Raw genomic sequence first — 22,108 nt, 5'->3', positions numbered from 1 at the left:
TTCCCGTTCTCCTTCACTTGACCAGCCCGGCGGCCAGCAGCTCCACGAAGCCGACGTCCTCCCGCGCGACGCCGAAGACCTCCGCCCGCTGGAGGGTCCGCTCGGCCCACGCGCGGTGGGGTCTCACTTCGTTCATCTTGTTCGTGTAGGCGCTGCGCAGCACCCCGCCGCCGTTCCGCTCCGGCCGCAGGATGTCCTGGGCGTCGCTGAACTCCTCGTGGCTGACGACGGACAGGGCGTGCACGGGCAGGACGTGGGAGGGGTGGATGCACGTCTTGCCGAGCAGGCCGTTGGCCCGGTCCAGCTCGATCTCGCGCAGCAGCCCGTCCAGGTCGTGCTCGATCAGCGCGGTGCGCAGCTCGTCGGCGCGCTGCTCCATGAAGGGGCTGCGGCGCAGCTGCGGCTTGAAGATGCGCTCCTGGAGGCGGAAGTACTCCCACACCGGGCCGGTGATGGTGAAGCCGGTGCCGTCGGACCGGCCGAGGACGTTGACGACGTCCGCGATGACATGGGCGACGATCTGGACGTCGTATGCCGTCATGTCGGGCGAACGGCGCAGCCCGTACGCGGAGCAGAAGTCGGTGACGCCGAGGCGCAGGGCGAGGACCCGGTCGCGGTACTTGTCGACGATCCGCCCGATGCCGGCGAGCGTCTCGCGCCGGGTCTCCAGGTGGAGCAGCTCGGGCGACTCCAGCACGGGCATGGCGAACAGTCGCCGTCCGCAGCTGTTCTCGGCCTCGGCCAGGGCCTCCATGAACGGCCCGCCCCGCTCCTCGGTGAACTTGGGCAGGACGAATCCGGACAGCAACCGTGCGGACGGCCCGAGGCGTCGCACCAGGTCGGAGATCTGTTCCGCCGTACGTACGCGGATGAACAGCAGCGGCGGCTCGCCGTCCCGCCGGCCGAGGTCGGCGAACTGGCGGACGAGGTTCTCCTCCGCCCCGGCGACGTCCCCGTCGTCGATGGAGTCCTCCAGGCACAGCACCATCGAGACGACGCCGCGCCGCACCTGCTTCATCACGTCGTCGGCGAGCCGCGGCCGGGTGGCGGGGCTGTAGAGGGTGGCGCCGAGGGCGGCGGCGAGGACGCGGGCCGGGGAGTCCGCGCCGAACTCGCACGGTTCCCGGTGGAAGAGCCCGGCCCGGGCAGTGGCCGGGATGTGCCCGAAATGACGCATGAGTATCCCCCGTACTGCCGTGACGGCCCTGATGACATGTGGCCGGTAATAGTACGTAGGGACCGGTGTCGGAGGTTCCCCCCGGGCATGAACTTCAGGTAACTCGTCCGCTTCTCGCCCCCGCCGCGCGGCCCCCGCGTTGTCCGCGGCGTGGGCGGCCAGGCAGGATGTCGGACATGACGCACGCCATGCTGAAGGGCTCGAACGTCCCGCTCGACGCCGCGGCCGTACGGGCCGTACTGTGCTGGACCCCGGGCCCCGGGGTGCCGGACGTGGACGCTTCCGCCCTGCTGCTCGGGACCGACGGGCGGGTGCGTTCGGACGAGGACTTCGTCTTCTACAACCAGCCGCGGCACCCCTCGGGGCTGGTGCGGCGGCTGTCGAAGAAGCGGGTGACGGAGGGGCTGACCGACACGGTCGAGGCGGACCTGGCCGCGCTGGACTCGTCGGTGGACCAGGTGGTGCTGGCGGCGTCGTCGGACGGGGACACCTTCGACCGCGTCCGTGACCTGCGGATCCTGCTGTACGACGCCGGCTCCGGCGCCGCGGAGCCGCTCGCGGTCTTCGAGGTGAAGCCGGAAACCGGCGAGGAGACGGCGATCATCTGCGGCGAGCTGTACCGGCGTGGCGAGGGCTGGAAGTTCCGGGCGGTGGGGCAGGGGTATCCCACGGGGCTGATCGGTCTGGCCACGGCGTTCGGGATCTCGGTGGACGAGGCGGACGGGGCGGACGGGGCGGACGGGATGGCAGAGGACCGCCGGACGGACGGGCCGGCGGCGGACGCGTCGGTGAGCGCGCCCACCACGGTGGTTCCCGTGCCTCCGGCACCCACGGCGCCGCCCGGCCCTGCGGTGCCCCCGGCTCCGGCGACGCCCCCCGGGCCCGCGTACGGCTACCCCCAGGGGGGTTCCCCCCAGCCCGCGTACGGCTACCCGCACGGCGGCGGCCCGGCCCGGCCCGGGGCGGCGCAGCCGGCGTACGGCTACCCGCAGCCCGCCGCGGCCGCCGCTCCCGCGCCGGACCCGAACTTCCGGCTGCCGCCGATGGGCCCGCAGTTCGTCCGCCCCTGACGGCGGACGGCCGACGGTGGACGCGCCGGCCCATCCGTACCGGCCGGCGGACGACGGACGGCCTTCAGACCTTGCCGGCCTTGAAGCCCCGCCCCCACTGCATGCCCCAGCCGTACAGGCGGTCCAGCTCGGCCTGGAAGCCGTACACGAAGCGGACCTCGCGCCGTACCACCAGCTCGTCCTTCACGTTCTCCAGCATGAACACCGCGCAGGAACGGGCCTGCGGGGCGCGTTCGTCGAGCTCGATCTCGATGCGCGGGCCGTTGCTCGGGTAGAGCGTCATCGTGGCGTGCGTACGGTCGAACGCGGGTGTCTGGTCGTAGATGTAGACGAAGAACAGCAGGCGGGCGATCTCGTCCCGGTGGTCCAGGTTGACGAAGATCGTCTCGCCGGACGGGGCGCCGAACCGGTCGTCGCCGCTGAGCTTCACGTACGGCGGTGAGTTCAGGTCGCCGAAGAACCCGCCGAGCGGCTGGACGACGCCCTTGGTGCCGTCCTTCAGCTCGTACAGGCAGCCGATGTCGAGGTCCACGTTGACCACGCCCTGCGTGTGGGCCTGGACCACGTCGGGCTTGAAGAACTTGAGGGGGTGCCGCAGCAGCCGGCCGCTGTTGCGGGAGCGGCCCTCGATGTCGGAGGTGCGCATCCGCCAGGAGAGGTTGACGCGCAGGTTGCCGTTCGCCGCGCCCTGTTTGCTGAGGGAGACGGACGGGCGGCGCTTGGTCAGGTCGATCGCGTTCGTCGAGGCGCTGCCCGAGTCGAACTGCGGCGCGTTGTTCCGCCACAGGTTGTCCCAGAAGGCCATGCTCCCACCCCCAGTCGTCCGGTTCCCCCACGGGATCCGCTCGGATACGCGGCGGGGCGGCCGGGAGCACCCGGCCGCCCCGCAACGGAAGCGTTCCTCAATGCCGGGGCCGCCACACTCCGGCGGGCCCCGGCGAATGTCACACGTGGACGTGCGTCGCTTCGCCCTCGCCCCTGGCCGCCAGCGCCTTGTTGCGGCGCACGGAGGACAGGAAGGACGCGGCGATCAGGAAGACACCGATGGTGCCTGTGATGAGCTCGCTGATCTCGTGCTGGATGGTGATGAGCAGGATGACCGCGAGCGCGCCGATCGCGTAGTGCGCGCCGTGCTCCAGGTAGACGTAGTCGTCCAGCGTGCCCTGGCGGACCAGGTAGACCGTGAGGGACCGGACGTACATGGCGCCGATGCCGAGGCCCAGTGCCATCCAGAAGATGTGGTTGGTGATCGCGAAGGCGCCGATGACCCCGTCGAAGGAGAAGGAGGCGTCCAGGACCTCGAGGTACAGGAAGAGGAAGAAGGCCGCCTTGCCGGCGAGGCCGACCGCGGAGACCGGCTTGCCCTCCTTCTTGGCCTTCTCCTCCTCCTCGTGCTCGCGCTCCTCTTCTTCCTCCAGCTTGTTCTCGAAGTAGCTGGAGAGGCCGCCGACGACCAGGTACGTGATCAGGCCCGCCACACCGGACAGCAGCACCGTGGCCGACTTGTCGGCGTGTCCCGCGCTGGTGTGCGCCTGGGTCGCGAAGGTGATGGCGGTGAGGAGCAGGACGATCAGGGCGACGCAGACCGAGAGCATGTCGACCTTGCCGAGCTTGGCCGCCGGGCGCTCCAGCCACTTGAGCCACTTGTGCTCGCGCTCCTCGAACATGAAGTCCAGGAAGATCATGAGCAGGAACATGCCGCCGAACGCCGCGATCGCCGCGTGCGCGTCGGTGACGAGGTCCTCGTACCGCCCGGGGTTGTCCATGGCGAGCTGGACGGCCTCGATGGGGCCGACCTTGGCGCTGATGGCGACGATCACGACGGGGAACACCAGCCGCATACCGAAGACCGCGATCAGAATGCCGATCGTCAGGAAGATCTTCTGCCAGAAGGCGTTCATCTTCTTGAGGATCCCGGCGTTGACGACCGCGTTGTCGAACGACAGTGAGATCTCGAGGATCGACAGGATCAGTACGATCCCGAAGGCCTCCCAGCCCCACTGCCAGGCGGCGAAAGCGAGGCCGAGCGCCGTGATGGCGAACGACCAGCCGAAGGTTTTCAGAACCACTGGCTACCCAATCGTGTTAAGTACGGGTACGGGTCTCCCCCGCGCCGTGCGCGCCGGGCTTTGAACGAACCCGGAGACGAGCTTTAGGAAACATTGACCCCGAAGTCTAGAGCGATGCCCCTCAACCCCGATGCGTACCCCTGTCCTACGGCGCGGAACTTCCATTCCCCGCCGTACCGGTACAGCTCGCCGAAGATCATCGCGGTCTCGGTGGAGGCGTCCTCGCTGAGGTCGTAGCGCGCGAGCTCCTGGCCGTCGGCCTGGTTGACCACCCGGATGAAGGCATTGCTGACCTGGCCGAAGGTCTGGCCCCGGTTGTCGGCCTCATGGATGGACACCGGGAAAATTATCTTGTCGACGTCGGCCGGCACCCTGGGGAGGTCGACGATCAGCGACTCGTCGTCGCCGTCGCCCTCACCGGTGAGGTTGTCCCCGGTGTGCTCGACGGAGCCGTCGGGGCTGGTGAGGTTGTTGTAGAACACGAACCACTCGTCGCCGAGCACCCTGCCGTCGCGACAGAGCAGTGCGCTGGCGTCGAGGTCGAAGGGCGCTCCGGTGGTGGAGCGCGCGTCCCAGCCGAGCCCTACCAGCACCTGGGTGAGGTCGGGTGCGGCCTTGGAGAGGGAGACGTTGCCTCCCTTGGCGAGCGTGACGCCCATGACGGTGGTTCCTCCCCTGAGATCTGCTGCTGCGTCGTTCCGGGGAAGTCCCCGGCCTCCCGGCCCCGGGCGCGGTCACCGCGTGCGGAGCGGGCGGTAAGGCACGTCCGGCGCCGCACGGAAGCGTGCGGCGCCGGACGGGACGGCACGGCGGTGGCCCGTGCCCCGGAGCGTGACGGTCGGCGACCCGGGCCGGCCCGTCCCCCGGCGGGCCGGGACGGCGACCACCCGGTGGGCGGCCTCCCGGGGCGGGCCCCGGACGGCCCGGGAGGCGCCGTCCGTCGCCGGGGGGTGCGGGTCAGACGTTGACGCCGAAGTCCTGCGCGATGCCGCGCAGGCCCGAGGCGTAGCCCTGGCCCACGGCGCGGAACTTCCACTCCGCCCCGTTGCGGTACAGCTCGCCGAAGACCATGGCGGTCTCCGTCGAGGCGTCCTCGCTCAGGTCGTAGCGGGCGATCTCGGCGCCGCCGGCCTGGTTCACGACGCGGATGAACGCGTTGCGGACCTGGCCGAAGGACTGCTGGCGGGTCTCGGCGTCGTAGATCGACACCGGGAAGACGATCTTGGCGACGTCGGCCGGCACGTTGGCCAGGTCGACCTGGACCTGCTCGTCGTCGCCCTCGCCCTCACCGGTGAGGTTGTCACCGGTGTGCTCGACCGAGCCGTCCGCGCTCTTCAGGTTGTTGAAGAACACGAAGTCCTGGTCGTTGCGGACCTTGCCCTCGGCGTTGACCAGAATGGCGCTGGCGTCGAGGTCGAAGTCCGTGCCGGTGGTGGTGCGGACGTCCCAGCCCAGACCGACGGTGACTGCCGTCAGGCCCGGGGCCTCCTTGGTCAGCGAGACGTTGCCGCCCTTGCTGAGGCTGACTCCCACGAGTCCCTCCATTGGTTTTCAGGGGCAGCGCGCCCCCGTGGTGCGTTGGTATCGGATCAACGACTGGATCCTAGTGACCGGTTCCCGTCGTGAGCAGGCTCTTGGGCCGAAGAATCAGAGGGTGTCGAGCGCCGCGGCGTACTCGTTGAGGTCCCGGGCGTCCGGCAGACCGTTGACGACGGTCCAGCGGACGACGCCCTCCTTGTCGATGATGAAGGTGCCGCGGACCGCGCAGCCCTTCTCCTCGTCGAAGACGCCGTACGCCCGCGAGACCTCGCCGTGCGGCCAGAAGTCCGACAGCAGCGGGTACTCCAGCCGCTCCTGCTCGGCGTATACCCGGAGCGTGTGGATCGAGTCGTTGGAGACGGCGAGGAGCTGGGTGTCGTCGTTGACGAAGGTCGGCAGCTCGTCGCGGAGCGCGCACAGCTCACCGGTGCAGACCCCGGTGAAGGCGAAGGGGTAGAAGAGGAGCACGACGTTCTTCCGGCCGCGGAAGTCCGCGAGCGACACGGTACGGCCGTGGTTGTCCTTGAGCTGGAAGTCCGGGGCCTTGGTGCCGACCGCCACAGGCGCGGTCGCCTCGATCGCCTCGATCGCCATGACAGAAAGCATCCCTTCGCTGGGTCTCGTGGGGTCCCACCCTACGCACAGGGCCCCCGCCGACCGAGGTCGGCGGGGGCCCTGTGGCTGGGGGACGGGTGGGAGGGACGACTCAGCGCTTGGCGGTCTTCGGCGTCACCAGGCGGCTGCCGGTCCAGTCCTTGCCGGCGTTGATGCTCCGGGTCTGGGAGAGGCCGGCCGTCTGGGCGGCCTCGTTGATGTCGCTGGGCTCGATGTAACCGTCCCGGCCGGTCTTGGGCGTCATGAGCCAGATCTGCCCACCCTCGTCGATCAGACCGATGGCGTCGACCAGCGCGTCCGTGAGGTCGCCGTCGTCGTCCCGGAACCACAGCAGTACGACGTCGGCGACGTCGTCGTAGTCCTCGTCGACGAGGTCCTGGCCGATGATGGCCTCGATGCCTTCACGGAGCTCCTGCTCGACGTCGTCGTCGTAGCCGATCTCCTGGACCACCTGTCCGGGCTCGAACCCCAGCTTTGCCGCCGGGTTGGTCCGCTCCTCCGCGTGGTCCGCGGTCGCGCTCACGGCTTGCCTCCTGATCGTTTTTTGGAAAGTGCTTCGGCCGCGCGCGTACGCGTGGCATTGGGCGTAGTCCACACGTGCGGGGCGGATCGCGCAAGTACCCGGCGATCGAGACCGTCGAAACGGTGACTTTTGGGGCCGTCTCGCCGCAACTCCAGGCACCTCCCCGCCCTCGTCCGCGATCCACGCCACGGCTCTTGACCCACTTTATTCGCTTCTACTCCTTCCGTGCGCCCGTAGGGGCCGAACGACCGAACGAAACACATGGCCGCCTTGGGCGTAAGGTTGCGATTTGACCAGCGCCTTCCGGTGACCGCGGCCCGGATACGGCGACCCGTGGGGGTTACCCCTCGGTAAAGATGACGTTTAAGCCCATGGGGTACACGATGGTGGCGGCGCGACCGTATAGCTGACACTCCCCTCCCCGTAGGCTTCACCGACCAGAAGGAACAGCGTGGCTTCCGGATCCGATCGCAACCCGATCATCATTGGCGGCCTTCCCAGCCAGGTCCCGGATTTCGATCCCGAAGAGACCCAGGAATGGCTCGACTCCCTCGACGCCGCCGTGGACGAGCGCGGCCGTGAGCGGGCCCGTTACCTGATGCTCCGCCTGATCGAGCGGGCCCGCGAGAAGCGCGTGGCCGTGCCCGAGATGCGCAGCACGGACTACGTGAACACCATCGCCACCAAGGACGAGCCGTTCTTCCCCGGCAACGAGGAGATCGAGCGGAAGGTCCTCAACGCCACGCGATGGAACGCCGCCGTCATGGTGTCGCGCGCGCAGCGCCCCGGTATCGGCGTCGGCGGCCACATCGCCACCTTCGCCTCCTCGGCCTCCCTGTACGACGTGGGCTTCAACCACTTCTTCCGCGGCAAGGACGAGGGCGACGGCGGTGACCAGATCTTCTTCCAGGGGCACGCGTCGCCCGGCGTCTACGCGCGCGCGTTCCTGCTGGACCGGCTGACCGAGGCGCAGCTCGACGCCTTCCGCCAGGAGAAGTCGAAGTTCCCGAACGGACTGTCGTCGTACCCGCACCCGCGGCTGATGCCGGACTTCTGGGAGTTCCCGACCGTGTCCATGGGCCTCGGGCCCATCGGAGCGATCTACCAGGCGCGCATGAACCGCTACATGGAGGCACGCGGCATCGCGGACACCTCCAAGTCGCACGTCTGGGCGTTCCTGGGCGACGGCGAGATGGACGAGCCGGAGTCGCTGGGCCAGCTGTCCATCGCGGCCCGCGAGGGCCTCGACAACCTGACGTTCGTCGTCAACTGCAACCTCCAGCGGCTCGACGGCCCGGTGCGCGGCAACGGCAAGATCGTCCAGGAGCTGGAGTCGCAGTTCCGCGGCGCCGGCTGGAACGTGATCAAGCTGGTGTGGGACCGCTCCTGGGACCCGCTGCTGGCCCAGGACCGCGACGGGATCCTGGTCAACAAGCTGAACACCACGCCGGACGGACAGTTCCAGACGTACGCGACGGAGACCGGCGCATACATTCGTGAGCACTTCTTCGGTGACGACCACCGGCTGCGCGCCATGGTCGAGGGGATGACCGACGACCAGATCCTGCACCTGGGGCGCGGCGGTCACGACCACAAGAAGATCTTCGCGGCGTACAAGGCGGCCGTGGAGCACAAGGGCCAGCCGACCGTGATCCTCGCGCAGACGGTCAAGGGCTGGACGCTCGGACCGAACTTCGAGGGCCGCAACGCGACGCACCAGATGAAGAAGCTGACGGTCGACGACCTGAAGCGCTTCCGCGACCGGCTGCACATCCCGATCACCGACCAGCAGCTGGAGAGCGGCGTCCCGCCGTACTACCACCCGGGCCGGGACTCGGAGGAGATCCAGTACATGCACGACCGCCGCAAGGCGCTGGGCGGGTACGTCCCGACCCGTGTCGTGCGGGCGAAGCCCCTGGCGCTGCCGGACGAGAAGACGTACGCGGCGGTGAAGAAGGGGTCGGGGCAGCAGTCGATCGCCACGACGATGGCGTTCGTCCGGCTGCTGAAGGACCTCATGCGGGACAAGGAGATCGGCAAGCGGTTCGTGCTGATCGCTCCGGACGAGTACCGCACCTTCGGTATGGACTCGTTCTTCCCGAGCGCCAAGATCTACAACCCGCTGGGTCAGCAGTACGAGGCCGTGGACCGCGAGCTGCTGCTGGCGTACAAGGAGTCCCCGACCGGGCAGATGCTGCACGACGGCATCTCGGAGGCGGGCTGCACGGCGTCCCTGATCGCGGCCGGGTCGGCCTACGCCACGCACGGCGAGCCGCTGATCCCGGTGTACGTGTTCTACTCGATGTTCGGCTTCCAGCGGACCGGCGACCAGTTCTGGCAGATGGCCGACCAGCTGTCGCGCGGTTTCGTCCTGGGCGCGACCGCCGGACGCACGACGCTGACGGGTGAGGGTCTGCAGCACGCGGACGGCCACTCGCAGCTGCTCGCCTCGACGAACCCGGCCTGTGTCGCGTACGACCCGGCCTTCGGCTTCGAGATCGCGCACATCGTCCGGGACGGTCTGCGCCGGATGTACGGCGAGAACGCGGAGGACGTCTTCTACTACCTCACCGTCTACAACGAGCCGATCCAGCACCCGGCCGAGCCGGCGGACGTCGACGTGGACGGCATCCTCAAGGGCCTGTACCGGTTCAGCGCCGGCAGCGAGGGGGCCGTCCCCGCGCAGATCATGGCGTCCGGTGTGGCCGTGCCGTGGGCGCTGGAGGCCCAGCGGATCCTCGCCGCCGAGTGGAACGTCCGCGCCGACGTCTGGTCGGCCACCTCCTGGAACGAGCTGCGCCGCGACGCCGTGGCGGTGGACGAGCACAACCTGCTCCACCCGGAGGAGGAACAGCGCGTTCCGTACGTGACGCGGAAGCTGTCCGGCGCGGAGGGGCCGTTCGTGGCCGTCTCCGACTGGATGCGCTCGGTTCCCGACCAGATCGCGCGCTGGGTGCCGGGCACCTACACCTCCCTGGGCGCGGACGGCTTCGGTTTCGCGGACACCCGGGGCGCGGCCCGGCGGTACTTCCACATCGACGCCCAGTCGATCGTCCTGGCGGTGCTGACGGAGCTGGCCCGGGAGGGCAAGGTGGACCGTTCGGTGCTGAAGCAGGCCGTGGACCGCTACCAGCTGCTGGACGTGTCGGCGGCCCACCCGGGCGCCGCGGGCGGCGACGCGTAACGTCCCTCACGCGGGGGGCTCCGGCCCCCCGCTCCGGCCTACCATTCCCGGCATGAACGAACGCTGGGAAGCTCGCACCCAGACGCCGCTCCTGGCTCTCGCCCTGGTCTTCGGCGTCGCGTACGCGGTGCCGATAGTGGCGCCCGGCGCCGAGGCGTGGGTGCACGCGCTGTGCACGACCGTGGAGTGGGTGGTCTGGGGCGCGTTCGCTCTGGACTATGGGGTCCGGCTGGCGCTGGCACCGTCACGGTGGCACTTCGTGCGGAGCCATCCGCTGGACCTGCTGGCGGTGCTGCTGCCGCTGGTCCAGCCGCTGCGGCTGCTGCGGCTGGTGTCGACCCTGCTCCTGGTGGGCCGGCGGGCCCGGATGGCTCCGCAGATCACGCTCACCACCTATGTCGCCGGGTCGGTGGCGGGCCTGCTGATGTTCGGCTCGCTCGCGGTGCTGCACGTGGAGCGGGACGCTCCGGGCGGGAACATCAAGACGCTGGGTGACGCGGTCTGGTGGTCGTTCACGACGATGACGACCGTCGGGTACGGCGATCACGCGCCGACCACCGGGCTGGGGCGGCTCCTCGCCGTGGGCCTGATGCTGTCCGGCATCGCGCTGCTGGGTGTGGTGACGGCGAACATCGCGGCCTGGTTCATCTCCCGCTTCGAGCGGGACGACGAGCAGGAGCGCCGCCAGAGCGCCCTCCTGGAGGTACTGATCAAGGAGGTCGGAGAACTCCGCACCGAGGTCGCCCGGCTGTCGGGCGGCGTCCCGGCCGTCCCCGCCCAGCCCACGGCGTCCGCCGTGCCGGCCGTGCCGGTCGCGCCGTCCGCGCAGGCCGTAGCCGCCGCGCCGGCCGGGACCTCCGCGGAGCGGACCGGCTAGGAACCGCCGCGCACGGGCCGGGGGCGGAGCGGGTGGCACCCGGGGGACGGCGGGTGCGCGGCGCGCGCGGGACAGGGGCGTGGGGCACCGTGGGCTCCCGGCGCGCCGGGGGCCGGGGTGAGCCCTTGCCCCCGGTAGGCGCGCGGGCCTGTCCTCCGGGTACGGCTAGAGCGTGCCGTCGCTCAGGGTGCCGACACCGGCCAGCCGGACGAGGGCCAGGACGGTGTCGATCGCCCCGAGGACGAACGCGACCAGCGCCGGGATGCGATCGCTCGCCCAGCGCCGGCCCATGCCGAGCCAGCCGCAGACGATCGCCACCGGGCCGAGGACGATGCCCAGTACGAAGAATCCGGCGACCGCGCAGACCAGTCCGACGATTCCGAGCGTCGCGCGATCCGGCCCGGTCCGCGACCACATGCGGCCGCGTGAGCGGGGGCTCCTGCGCGAGCGCGAGGTGTACCCGAAACTGCCCATGGCCCCCGAGTGCCCCGCCTCAGGTCTCCCACACCTTGAAGGCCCGCACCTGGTACGGCGATTGGGGAACCCATGTGCCGCCGCCCGGATAGGTCTCGAACTCGCCGGTCTCGGCGCACTCGGCGGACTGGTAGGTGGTGACGGGCCGTCCGGTGCGGTTGGCGAGGGCAGCGGCCGTCGTCCCGGCGGGCAGCGGGACGCACGCCTCGATGTCGACGTCGGTCAGCTCGTGGGTGTGCCTCGCGCCCCTGAATCCCTCCTTGGCCCACAGGCACAACTGTCCGGTCTCGCAGGGCCCGAGCCGGGGCGGCGCCGCTGCCACCGGGGCGGCGCCCCCGAGGACTCCGGCGGCGAGCGCGCCGGTGGCGAGGAGGGTGGTGACGGCGGCGGTGAGGACGGTCGTGGAACGCATGTGAACCCCCGTGGAGAGTGGTGTGCCGTGTGCCGTGCGTGCGGTGCGTGCCGTCGGAGCGTCGCCCGGATGTCGCCGGAACCGCGCGTGACGATCACAGGACCATCGTGACGCTGAGTGACTCTCTGGGGAAGAGTTCCGGGGCCGGTCCACCCGGAAGGGTGACGCGGCACAACGGACGGGGCCCCGCGGCCGTAGCCGCGGGGCCCCGCCCTTCCGTCCGAACCTCCGTCAGATGTGGGCGCCGCCCACGCCGGCGTCCGCGTTCTCGCCGCGCTTGGTGAGCGTGGCCACCAGCGCCGCGACGACCGCCACGACGCCCGCGACCGTGAAGGCCAGGCCCATCCCGGACAGGAAGGTGTCATGGATGACGCCGCCGATCTTCGCGGCCAGGTCCGGCGTCATGCCGGGCGCCTTCGCCAGCTCGGCCGGGACGGTGCCGAACTCCGCGGCCTGCTCCAGCCTGCGGTCGACCGGCACCGGAATCCCGGCGTCCTTCCAGTTGTCCGCGAACTCGGCGCTCACCTTGGAGGACATGACCGCGCCCAGCACGGCCGTCCCGAGCGCGCCGCCGACCTGCATGGCGGCCTGCTGGAGTCCACCGGCCACCCCGGAGAGCTCCAGCGGGGCGTTGCCGACGATGACCTCGGTGGCCCCCACCATCACGGGGGCGAGGCCCAGTCCCAGGAGGGCGAACCACAGGGACATCGCCAGCGCGCCGGTGCCCTCCGTCAGGCTGATCATGCCGAACATGGCGACCGCCGTGCACACCATGCCGCCCACCAGCGGGACGCGCGGTCCGAACCTGGTGATGAGCGCGCCCGCCAGCGGCGAGGAGACGATCATCATGGCCGTCAGGGGCAGCAGGTGCAGGCCGCTGTCGACCGGGCTGAGCCCCTTGACGCCCTGCAAGTAGAAGGTGACGAAGAACAGCCCGCCCATGAAGGCGAAGGCCATCAGCACCATGAGGACGGTGCCGGCGGTGAGCGGTACGGAGCGGAACATGCCCAGCGGGATGAGCGGCTCCTTGACCTTCGTCTCCCAGACCGCGAACACCGCGAAGAGGACGACGGCGCCGCCGAGGAAGGCCCAGGTGTTGGCGCTGCCCCAGCCCCAGCTCTCGCCTGCCTTGATGATGCCCCAGATCAGGGAGCCCATCGCGGCGGACAGCAGCACGATGCCGAGCAGGTCGAACGAGCGCGGGGCGTTCTCCGCGCGGTGGTCCTTCAGGATCACCAGGCCCATCGCGAGCGCCAGGACACCGACCGGCACGTTGATGAAGAACACCGACTGCCAGCTGACGTGCTCGACGAGCACGCCGCCGAGGATCGGGCCGCCCGCCGTGGAGGCGCCGATGACCATGCCCCAGATGCCGATGGCCATGTTCAGCTTCTCGGCCGGGAAGGTCGCGCGCAGCAGCCCCAGGGCGGCCGGCATCAGGAGCGCGCCGAAGAGGCCCTGGAGGACACGGAAGGCGATCACGAACGTGATCGAGTCCGACAGGCCGATCGCCGCGGACGCGGCGGCGAAGCCCGCGATGCCGATGAGGAAGGTCTGGCGGTGGCCGAACCGGTCACCGAGCTTGCCGGCCGTGATCAGCGCGACGGCCAGGGCCAGCAGGTAGCCGTTGGTGATCCACTGGACGTCGGCCAGCGACGCGCCGAGGTCCCGCTGGATCGCGGGGTTGGCGATCGCGACGATGGTGCCGTCGAGCGCGACCATCATCACGCCGACCGCGACGGCGAACAGCGTCAGCCAAGGGTGGCCGCGCAGCCCTTTGGCCGGGGCCGGCACGGGGTCCTGGCCCTGCGGCGACTTATCGATGGTGGTCTGACTAGTCATACCGCGAGGCTAGTGTCAGTCACTGACAATTGACAAAGCATTTCATACGCCGGTAACTGTCGCGTCCCTCACAGGTAGCCTGAGCAGCCGGAAATGGCAGAAAGAGGACCATGACGTGACGGCCGAGCAGCCGACCTCCCCCCGGACGCCGGCGCCCGCCGGACTGCGCGAACTCAAGAAGCGGCGCACCCGTGACGCCCTGCTGCGCGCGGCGCTGGAACTCTTCACGACCCGGGGGTACGAGGAGACGACGGTCGACGAGATCGTCGACGCCGTCGACGTGTCGCAGCGCACCTTCTTCCGCTACTTCGCCAGCAAGGAAGAGGTCGCCTTCGCCGTCCAGCACATGGTCGAACGGCACTTCGTCACCGCCCTGCGGGAGCGGCCCGCCCACGAGGCGCCGTTGGAGGCGATGCGCAACGCCGTCCTCTCCGCGTGGGACACCATCGGCGAGGCCATCATGGAGCTCGTCCCCATCGAGCTGTACCTGCGCACCTTCCAGGTGATCGAGTCGACGCCCGCCCTCCTGGCCGTACACCTGCGGCGCTCCATCGAGATGGAGGAGAACATCGCCCGGCTGATCGCCGACCGCGAGGATCTGGACGTGGACGCCGACCCGCGCCCCCGTGTGGCCGTCGCCGCGTTCAGCGGTGTCATGCGGATGACCGGCCAGCTGTGGGGCCGGGGCGACGACCCGTCCCTGCGGTCGATGCGCACGCTCACGGAGTCCTACCTCGATCACCTGGAGCCCGCGCTCGCCGCCGACTGGCACGGCGGCGCCCGCGCCTGACCCGTACACCGCGCCGCACGGCGCACGCCGCACCGCCGCCCGCACCGCCGTCGCGTCACCGCCCCGGTCCAGCCCTCAGCACCCGCACGCGCGCGGCGCGCGGCCAGGCGCGTACGCGCACCTGTACGCCTCGGGCACGCGTGCGCGTACCTACGGAAAAGGCGGCCGACGCGCCCCCACGCCCCGCGCCCTCCACTGCCGTTCACGTCCGCGACCGCCCGGCCGGCCGCCCGGCGCGCTCCGCTACCGGCCTCCGAGCCGGCGCGCACCCCTGCCGGCCCCCTCGGCGCCACACGGCCGGCACCCCCGCGTTCCTGGTCCGGGATTCCGGTCGGCCACCGCCGTTCGCGTTCGCGACCGCCACCCCGTGCACCAGGAGCAACCGCCGGGGTGCGTACGGCGAGTAACCGGCCTTCCCCGAAGCGGCCGTTTCACGCGTGATGTGCGTCACCCTCGTCGCGGCGCTCCCCACGGGTCTCCTAGGGTGTCCCGCAGTGACTTCCTTCGACTCCTTCCCCACGCTCCAGGTGTGGCGAGGCATGCTGGCCCTCGCCGTGGTCTTCGTCCTCCTCATGACCACCGGCTGGACCGCGATACGCCACCACCACGGCCCTGAACAGGCGCGCGAGGCCGCGCTCGCGGCGTGGCGGGACGACCGGACGGGTTCGCGCGAGCTGCCCGACCCCGCGTCACCGCCCGCCGAGCTGGCCGCCTTCTTCGGCTCACTGACCCCGCGTCAGCGCGACCGGCTGGCCGCCGACCACCCCCTCGTCGTCGGCAACCTCGACGGCGCCCCCGTCACCCTCCGCTACCGCGCCAACCGGCTCGCGCTGCGTGCCGCGCTGGACGCCGAACGAGCGCGCGTGGCGGATCAGCGGCTGTCGCCCGACGGCCACCGCGAGGCCGTCCGCCGCACGCACCGGTTCGCCGCCCTGATGCGCGAGGACCGGCGGATCCTCGCCTTCGACCCGTCCGGCAAGGGCCGCGTCGCCGAGGTCTTCGGCGACCTCGACCGGGCGCGGCACGTGTCGGTGGTCGTGCCGGGGGTCGACACCAGCCTGCTGACGTTCCAGAGGACGGCCCGCAAGTACGCGGCCCCCGTCGGGATGGCCGAGTCCCTGTACGCCGCCGAACGCGCCGCCGCGCCCGGCACCCCTACCGCCGTCATCGCCTGGGCCGACTACACGGCGCCGGCCGGCGTCGGGATGGACGCGGCCATCGGCAGGCTCGCCGAGAGCGGCGCGGCCCGGCTCGTCTCCCTCACCACCGCGCTGCCCGGCGACTCGCGCGTGGCGCTGTTCTGCCACAGCTACGGCTCCGTGGTCTGCGGCGTCGCCGCTCGCCGGCTGCCCGCCCGGGTGACCGACGTCGCGGTGGCGGGGAGCCCCGGGATGCGGGCCGGGACCGCGGCCGGGCTCGGCACCGGCGCGCGCGTGTGGGCCATGCGCGACGCCGACGACTGGATCGCCGAGGTGCCGTACCTGGACGTCGGCGGGCTGGGCCACGGCGCCGATCCGGTGGCCCCCGAGTTCGGGGCGCGGCTCTTGTCGGCGGCGGGCGCCGTCGGGCACGCCGGTTACTTCGAGCCGGGCACCGAGAGCCTCCGCAACTTCGCCGAGATAGGTGTCGGCTCATACCGTTCCGTGCGCTGCGCGGGCGCCCAGGGGACCTGCAACAGCGGAATCTCCGGCACGAGCGCGCTCTGACGCGCGTAGAGCCCCGTCCGGCCCCGCTTGAAGGTCGTAAGTCTCCGGGGGCGACGCGCGGGCGTGCGCCGCATACGATGAGGCGCATGGGTGATGTGCTGGCCGGAATTCATGCCACCTGGGAGTTCGAACCGGACGCCGTGCTCATCCGCTTCGAACGGGGGATCCGCGCACCGAAGCTCTACCAGGCGCTGCGCGAGCGTCGCGTCCCGCACGAAGCGCTGGCGTCGGTGACCCTCTCCCCGGGCAGACGCGGCACGGTGGTGCTGCACGCGACGCCGCGAGCGGGCGCCGATCCGTTGATGGAGGCCGCCGCGGGGCAGCTCAAGGACGCCTGCGACCCGTACCGGCTGGTGCTCCCGGCCGAGAGCGAGACCCTCGCCGAGTACTACGCGGACGAGCTGCGGGCCCGGCTGGTGCCCGGGGCCGCGGAGCCCGCCGAGCGGTTCCTGGTCGCGGCCCCCGAGGCGCCGCTGCAGTTCAAGGCGTACGACGGCAAGGCGACCTTCGACGGCGGACAGGTCGCCTTCCGCTGGTTCTGGACCGGCGCCTCGTCCGCCAAGTGGAAGGCGGGCGACCAGACCTTCCCGGTACGCGAGCTGAGCGGCGTCGAGTGGCGCTCGCCCGACCTGTTCGACGGCTACCTGCGGCTGGTGCGGCGCGGCCACGCGGGCGACGTCCAGCCGGCGCAGGCGGACCAGGACCCGGCGGCGGTCGTCTTCGGGCTGGGCTACGGACCGGTGCACGAGTCGCTGCCCTTCGCCGCGGCGGTCCTCGCGGCGGTACGGGACGCGGGCGCCCTGGCGCCGGTACCGGTGTCCGCCGCGGTGACGGCCGGACGGGACCCGGCGGTCATCGCGGAGCGGATACGTCACCTGGGAGAGCTGTACCAGGCGGGGCTGGTGACGGACGAGGAGTTCGCGGCGAAGAAGGCCCAACTGCTCGCGGAGCTGTGACCCGCGACGGACGGGGCTGAAGCGAGGAGCGGCGGGCCCGGGAGCGGGCGGACGCGACCAGGGGCCCGTACACGCGCGCGTGCCCCGCGCGGCGCGGCCGGAGGCCCCGCCCCCGCCGTATGCCCGTGGGCGCGGCCGGAGGCCCCGGGGCGTGCCAGGTCCGGGCGGTCGGCCGCCGGGCGTGTGTCGTACCGCGGTACGAGAACGGAACCAGCACCCCGGTATGACGTCGGCGCGGCGGCCGGTGCCTAGGCTGGGCGGTCATGCGTACCCCTGCCCCGCTCGCCCGGCTGAGCGCCTCCGCCCGCGCCGTCGGGCTTGCCGTCGCCACTCCGACCGAGGGCGGGGAGCCGTTGCTCGCGCGGGCGGCCTCGCCGTGGCTGCGGCGGCTGCCGTACGGCGTCGCCTTCGGGTTCGTCGCCTCGCTGCTGCCGGTCACGGTCACCGTGCTCGTCGACGACTACCGGGTGAACGGCGCGGTCGCCGGCGCCCTGGCGACCGCCCAGACCGTGCCGCTGCTGCTGGCCGTGGCCCGGCCGTTGCGGGCGTGGTGGATCGTCATCGCCGCCGACGTGCTGGGCGCGCTGTTCCTGCTCGGCGCCGACGGCGGGGCCGGCCGGCCGTGGCCGTGGACGCCGATGATCGTGATCGGCTACCTGGCGCTGATGGTGGCCGTGGGGCTGCGCGAACCGCGCCGGACGCTGCTCGGCGTGTGGCTGGCCACCGGCGCCGCCGGGTTCCTCTTCGAGCTGATCTCGCAGAGCCGCAGCGACGGCATCCACCTGCTGCTGTTCATCCTCAGCGGAGCCGTGCTGCTGCTCACCGCGTCGCTCCGGGAACGCGGGGACGCGCAGCGGCGGCTGGTGGAGCAGGAGACGATCAGCGAGGCCGAGCGCTCCCGGCGGACGCTGCTGGAGGAAAGGGCGCGGATCGCGCGGGAGTTGCACGACGTGGTGGCCCACCACATGTCGGTGATCACGGTGCAGGCGGACTCCGCGCCGTACCGGATCGAGGGGCTGCCCGAGGCGGCGCGTGAGGAGTTCTCCACCATCGCGGCGTCCGCGCGGGAGTCCCTCTCCGAGATGCGGCGGCTCCTGGCGGTGCTGCGCAGCGAGGGCGCGGAGGGCGAACGCGCCCCGCAGCCGGGGCTGGAGCGGGTTCAGCAGCTGGTGGAGGCGACGGTGCGGGCGGGCGTGCCGGCGGAGTTGTCGATGCCCGCCGAGCTCGGTCCCGTGCCGCAGGCGGTGGACCTGTCCGCGTACCGGATCGTGCAGGAGGCGCTGGCGAACGTGGTGCGGCACGCGCCGGGCGCGCGGACGCGGGTGTCGGTGTCGGCGGACGACGGCCGGCTGACGGTGCTGGTCGTCAACGGGGCGCCAGAGAGGGCGCGTTCACCCCTGGAGACGTCCGGCACGGGGCACGGCCTGATCGGTATGCGGGAGCGCGTACGGTTGACCGGCGGCACCCTCGACACCGGGCCGCTGCCAGACGGCGGCTTCCGGGTCGCGGCCCGTCTCCCCCTCGCCCCCGCCCCGGAGGAACCCGCGTGACCATCCGCGTGATCATCGTCGACGACCAGGCCATGGTGCGCGCGGGGTTCGCCGCGCTGCTGTCGGCGCAGCCGGACATCGACGTGGTCGGCGAGGCGCCGGACGGCCGGGAGGGGGTCGCGGTGGCCCGCTCCACCCACCCGGACGTGGTCCTGATGGACGTCCGGATGCCGGAGATGGACGGTCTCGCGGCGGCGCGGGAGATCCTGTCGCCGCCACCGGGGGTCGTGCACCTGCCGAAGGTGCTGATGCTCACCACCTTCGACGTGGACGACTACGTGTACGAGGCGCTGCGCGCCGGAGCCTCCGGGTTCCTGCTCAAGGACGCCCCGCCGGCGGACCTGATCGGCGCGGTACGGGTGGTGGCGGCGGGCGAGGCGCTGCTGGCCCCGTCCGTGACGCGCCGCCTGATCGCCGACTTCGCGGCCTCCCGCCCAGCCCCGCGCAGGGACCGGACGCTGCGCCTGAAGGGGCTGACGCCCCGTGAGACGGAGGTGCTGGAGCTGATCGCCCGGGGCCTGTCGAACCAGGAGATCGCGGGCCGTCTGGTGCTGGCCGAGCAGACGGTGAAGACCCACATCGGCCGGGTGCTGGCGAAGCTGGACCTCCGCGACCGGGCGCAGGCGGTGATCTTCGCGTACGAGTCGGGCGTGGTGACCCCGGGCGACGCGTAGCGGCGGTGACGACCCCGGTTCAGGACGCGGGCCGCCCGGCCGGGCTCGTACACCCCCTACCCGGGTAGCACCCCGGACTTGGCCCCGCGGGGTGACGTCACGCAGCAGGCCGCCCTCCTACCTTCCTCTCGCCGCACAGGACGAGGGAAGCAGAGGGGGGCGCCATGCGCCGCTGGACGAGGGGCCACGCCGACGGCAGGGGCCACGCGGGCGACACGGGCAGCACCGGCCCGAGCAACCGGAGCAGCCGCCGGCAGACCCGCTGGAAGCGGACCCTGACCGCGCTCGCCCTCACGACCGCGGTCGTCACGGCGACCGCCGGCTGGGCCGCGGGGAGCGGCCAGCGGCCCGTGACGGGGCCGCCGCCGGGCAGCCAGGAGTGGCGGGCCGACACCTCGCTGGGGCGCGCCCTGCCCGACCCCGCGAGCGCGACGCCCACCGAGATCGCCGCGTTCTTCCGCACCCTGACGAGCGCCCAGCGGCAGAACCTCGCACGCCGGCACCCATCCGTCGTCGGCAACCTCGACGGCGCCCCGGTCGAGCTGCGCTACGAGGCGAACGCGACCGCCCTGCGGCGCGACGCCCGCTTCGCGCACCTCGCCGGGCGCCAGGTCCTCGCGTTCGACCCGCGCGGCCGGGGCCAGGTCGCCGAGGTGTACGGCGACCTGACGCGCGGCGACCGCGTCGCCGTCGTCGTACCCGGGTCGGACATCGACGCGGGGACGTACGACCGCCGCACCGACCCGTACGGCACGCCCGCCGGGATGGCGAGGCAGCTGCGCGCCGCGGCACTCGGCACCGCCGTCATCGCGTGGGCGGGGTACACCACGCCCGTCGGGGTGGGCCTCGACGCCGCCACCGGCGGGCTCGCCGAGGCCGGCGCCGTACGGCTGGCCCGCCTCGCCGACGGGCTCGCCGCCCAGGGCGCCCCGGCGCCCGCCGTGTTCTGCCACAGCTACGGCTCCGTCGTCTGCGGACTGGCCGCGCCGCGCCTGCGGGCCCGCGACCTCGTGGTCCTCGGCTCCCCCGGCATGCGCGCCGACACCGTCGCCGACCTGGGGACCGGCGCCCGGGTGTGGGCCGCCAAGGACCCGGCCGACTGGATCTCCAGGGTGCCGAACGTCCAGCTCCTCGGGCTCGGGCACGGCACCGACCCGGCCTCCGCCGAGTTCGGCGCCCGCCCGGTACCGGCCGCCGACGCCCCCGGCCACACCGGCTACTTCGCGCCGGGCACCGAGTCCCTGCGTACCTTCGCCGCCATCGCCCGGGGAAACGTCCGATGAAGGCCCCCGCCGCCGCCCGCGGCCTCTTCCGTGTCCAGAGCCCCGCGCGCGTACCGGCCCGCACCCGGGCCCTCGCCCCCGCCCGCGCCCTCGCGCGGAGGATCGAGGCCCGGACGCCCGCCCACCGTGACCGCGCCGTCGACGGGCTGCGCGCCCTCGCGCTGCTCGCCGTCCCCACCGGCCACTGGCTCCTCGGCGGTTTCACGCTCGACGCCGACGGGGCGATCCACAACGCCAGCCCGCTCACCGCGTTCGGGTTCTTCGCGCCGGTCAGCTGGGTGCTACAGATGCTCGGGATCTTCTTCCTGGTGGGCGGGTACGCGGCCGTCCTGTCGTACGACCGGCGCACGGGCTCCACCGCCGCGTGGCTCAGGGGGCGGATCACCCGGCTGGGCCGTCCCGTCCTCGGCGTCACCGCCGTCTGGGCCGTCCTGGTCCCCGTCCTGTACGTCCTCGGCGTCCCGGACGACACCCTGCGCACCGGGGCGACCCTGGTCGTCCAGCCGCTGTGGTTCGTCGGCGTGTACCTGGTCGTCACCGCCCTGACCCCGTACTGCGTCCGCGCCGCCCGCCGGCTCGGCGTCTGGGCGGCGGCCCCGCTCCTGGCGACGGTCGCCGTCGTGGACCTCCTGCGCTACGGCCCGTACGCGGACGCCGTGCCGTCCTGGCTGAGCGTGCTGAACATCCTGCCCGGCTGGCTCTTCGCCTACCAACTGGGCGTCGCCTGGGGCCGGGGGCGGATCGGCCGGCGGGAGGCGTGGGCGCTGCTGCTCGGCGGCGCGGCCCTGTTCGCCGCGCTTCTGCTGGCCTTCCACTACCCCGCCTCGATGGTCGGCGTCCCCGGGGAGGCCCGCACCAACTCCCATCCGCCGTCGCTGCTGGTCCTCGCGCTCGCCGCGGCGCAGAGCGGCGCCGCGATCCTGCTGCGCGACCGGCTGGGCCGGCTGCTGCGCCGACCGGCGCTGTGGGCGCCGGTGGTGGTGATCAACCTGTCGGCGATGACGATCCTGTGCTGGCACCAGACGGCGATGCTGGCCGCCGCGGTGCCCGCGTCGTTCCTCGGGCCGGTCGCCGGGCTGACGACCGCGCCCGACACCGCGGGGTGGATCCTGGCGCGGCTGGCGTGGATGCCGTTGTTCGCGGTGCTGCTGGTGCTGATCGGGCGGTACGCGCGGGGCTTCGAGACCCCGTGGACGCAGGCGACCGCCGTCCACCGCTCGGCCGCGGGACTGCTGGCGGCGGGCTTCGCGTGGTACGCCCTGGGGTAGGGCCCGCACGGTCCGCCCGGTACTCCTCCGCCCCCCGGCCCCCGTTATCTTCTTCGCGGTCCTGCAAGAGGGCCGCTGGCCTCCGGGCCCGGCATGACT

Annotated in this window: 20 protein-coding genes; 10 read left to right on the top strand and 10 right to left on the bottom strand. The window is 72.1% G+C overall.

Annotation, left to right across the window (positions count from 1 at the left end; all coding sequences use genetic code 11):
* Nucleotides 1-13 precede the first annotated feature (13 nt).
* A complete protein-coding gene (locus tag IE109_RS00100; RefSeq protein ID WP_189548314.1) occupies nt 14-1,177 on the bottom strand; it encodes an HpcH/HpaI aldolase/citrate lyase family protein in 1,164 nt (387 codons plus the stop codon).
* A gap of 167 nt (nt 1,178-1,344) precedes the next feature.
* Between IE109_RS00100 and IE109_RS00095 the strand changes: the two genes are divergently transcribed.
* A complete protein-coding gene (locus tag IE109_RS00095) occupies nt 1,345-2,247 on the top strand; it encodes a TerD family protein (protein WP_189548313.1) in 903 nt (300 codons plus the stop codon).
* A 64-nt stretch (nt 2,248-2,311) separates the two neighbouring features.
* On the opposite strand, the gene IE109_RS00090 is transcribed toward IE109_RS00095, so the two are convergent.
* The 6 genes from IE109_RS00090 to IE109_RS00065 form a co-directional block, all read right to left on the bottom strand.
* Complete coding sequence (locus IE109_RS00090; RefSeq protein WP_189548312.1) at nt 2,312-3,052, bottom strand: TerD family protein; 741 nt, start codon at nt 3,050-3,052, stop codon at nt 2,312-2,314.
* A gap of 139 nt (nt 3,053-3,191) precedes the next feature.
* A complete protein-coding gene (locus IE109_RS00085; protein WP_189548311.1) occupies nt 3,192-4,316 on the bottom strand; it encodes a DUF475 domain-containing protein in 1,125 nt (374 codons plus the stop codon).
* An 83-nt stretch (nt 4,317-4,399) separates the two neighbouring features.
* A complete protein-coding gene (locus IE109_RS00080) occupies nt 4,400-4,975 on the bottom strand; it encodes a TerD family protein (protein WP_189548310.1) in 576 nt (191 codons plus the stop codon).
* 298 nt (nt 4,976-5,273) lie between these two features.
* Complete coding sequence (locus IE109_RS00075) at nt 5,274-5,849, bottom strand: TerD family protein (RefSeq protein WP_189548309.1); 576 nt, start codon at nt 5,847-5,849, stop codon at nt 5,274-5,276.
* A gap of 114 nt (nt 5,850-5,963) precedes the next feature.
* Entirely contained in the window at nt 5,964-6,449 is a 486-nt protein-coding gene (locus IE109_RS00070) for a peroxiredoxin (protein ID WP_189548308.1), read from the bottom strand.
* Nucleotides 6,450-6,561: 112 nt separating this feature from the next.
* The gene (locus IE109_RS00065) at nt 6,562-6,993 is read right to left on the bottom strand and encodes a DUF3052 domain-containing protein (protein WP_189548307.1); all 432 of its coding nucleotides are present in this window, start codon (nt 6,991-6,993) and stop codon (nt 6,562-6,564) included.
* 451 nt (nt 6,994-7,444) lie between these two features.
* On the opposite strand from IE109_RS00065, the gene aceE reads away from it, so the two are divergent.
* Both aceE and IE109_RS00055 read left to right on the top strand, forming a co-directional pair.
* Nucleotides 7,445-10,177 carry a pyruvate dehydrogenase (acetyl-transferring), homodimeric type gene (gene aceE / locus IE109_RS00060; protein ID WP_189548306.1) on the top strand — a complete coding sequence of 911 codons (2,733 nt, stop codon included), beginning with the start codon at nt 7,445-7,447 and terminating at the stop codon, nt 10,175-10,177.
* Nucleotides 10,178-10,229: 52 nt separating this feature from the next.
* Nucleotides 10,230-11,054, top strand: coding sequence for a potassium channel family protein (locus tag IE109_RS00055; protein ID WP_189548305.1), 825 nt, complete (start codon nt 10,230-10,232; stop codon nt 11,052-11,054).
* A gap of 165 nt (nt 11,055-11,219) precedes the next feature.
* Here IE109_RS00055 and IE109_RS00050 read toward each other — a convergent pair whose 3' ends face one another.
* The 3 genes from IE109_RS00050 to IE109_RS00040 all read right to left on the bottom strand — a co-directional run bounded on the left by IE109_RS00050 (nt 11,220) and on the right by IE109_RS00040 (nt 13,782).
* Nucleotides 11,220-11,528, bottom strand: coding sequence for a small hydrophobic protein (locus IE109_RS00050; protein WP_189548304.1), 309 nt, complete (start codon nt 11,526-11,528; stop codon nt 11,220-11,222).
* A 19-nt stretch (nt 11,529-11,547) separates the two neighbouring features.
* A complete protein-coding gene (locus IE109_RS00045; protein WP_189548303.1) occupies nt 11,548-11,940 on the bottom strand; it encodes a peptidase inhibitor family I36 protein in 393 nt (130 codons plus the stop codon).
* A 231-nt stretch (nt 11,941-12,171) separates the two neighbouring features.
* The gene (locus tag IE109_RS00040; RefSeq protein ID WP_189548302.1) at nt 12,172-13,782 is read right to left on the bottom strand and encodes an MFS transporter; all 1,611 of its coding nucleotides are present in this window, start codon (nt 13,780-13,782) and stop codon (nt 12,172-12,174) included.
* A 115-nt stretch (nt 13,783-13,897) separates the two neighbouring features.
* Here IE109_RS00040 and IE109_RS00035 point away from each other — a divergent pair, with 115 nt between their 5' ends.
* The 7 genes from IE109_RS00035 (at nt 13,898) to IE109_RS00005 (ending at nt 22,009) form a co-directional block, all read left to right on the top strand.
* Nucleotides 13,898-14,572, top strand: coding sequence for a TetR/AcrR family transcriptional regulator (locus tag IE109_RS00035; RefSeq protein WP_189548301.1), 675 nt, complete (start codon nt 13,898-13,900; stop codon nt 14,570-14,572).
* A 494-nt stretch (nt 14,573-15,066) separates the two neighbouring features.
* Nucleotides 15,067-16,278 carry an alpha/beta hydrolase gene (locus IE109_RS00030; protein WP_189548300.1) on the top strand — a complete coding sequence of 404 codons (1,212 nt, stop codon included), beginning with the start codon at nt 15,067-15,069 and terminating at the stop codon, nt 16,276-16,278.
* 86 nt (nt 16,279-16,364) lie between these two features.
* Nucleotides 16,365-17,234, top strand: a complete 870-nt coding sequence (locus IE109_RS00025; RefSeq protein ID WP_189548299.1) for a DUF4429 domain-containing protein — start codon at nt 16,365-16,367, stop codon at nt 17,232-17,234.
* Nucleotides 17,235-17,497: 263 nt separating this feature from the next.
* On the top strand, nt 17,498-18,784 hold the full coding sequence (locus IE109_RS00020; RefSeq protein WP_189548298.1) for a sensor histidine kinase: 1,287 nt from the start codon (nt 17,498-17,500) through the stop codon (nt 18,782-18,784).
* Nucleotides 18,781-19,458 carry a response regulator gene (locus tag IE109_RS00015; RefSeq protein ID WP_189548297.1) on the top strand — a complete coding sequence of 226 codons (678 nt, stop codon included), beginning with the start codon at nt 18,781-18,783 and terminating at the stop codon, nt 19,456-19,458. Before IE109_RS00020 ends, IE109_RS00015 begins: the two co-directional genes overlap by 4 nt.
* Nucleotides 19,459-19,622: 164 nt before the next feature.
* Nucleotides 19,623-20,741, top strand: a complete 1,119-nt coding sequence (locus IE109_RS00010) for an alpha/beta hydrolase (protein ID WP_189548296.1) — start codon at nt 19,623-19,625, stop codon at nt 20,739-20,741.
* Nucleotides 20,738-22,009 carry an acyltransferase family protein gene (locus IE109_RS00005; RefSeq protein WP_229890387.1) on the top strand — a complete coding sequence of 424 codons (1,272 nt, stop codon included), beginning with the start codon at nt 20,738-20,740 and terminating at the stop codon, nt 22,007-22,009. Before IE109_RS00010 ends, IE109_RS00005 begins: the two co-directional genes overlap by 4 nt.
* Nucleotides 22,010-22,108: the final 99 nt, after the last annotated feature.

It is taken from the genome of Streptomyces lavendofoliae, assembly GCF_014649735.1.
GTDB classification, from domain to species: domain Bacteria; phylum Actinomycetota; class Actinomycetes; order Streptomycetales; family Streptomycetaceae; genus Streptomyces; species Streptomyces lavendofoliae.
Note: the sequence above shows the minus strand (reverse complement) of the source record. Positions and strands in the feature narration are given on the sequence as shown.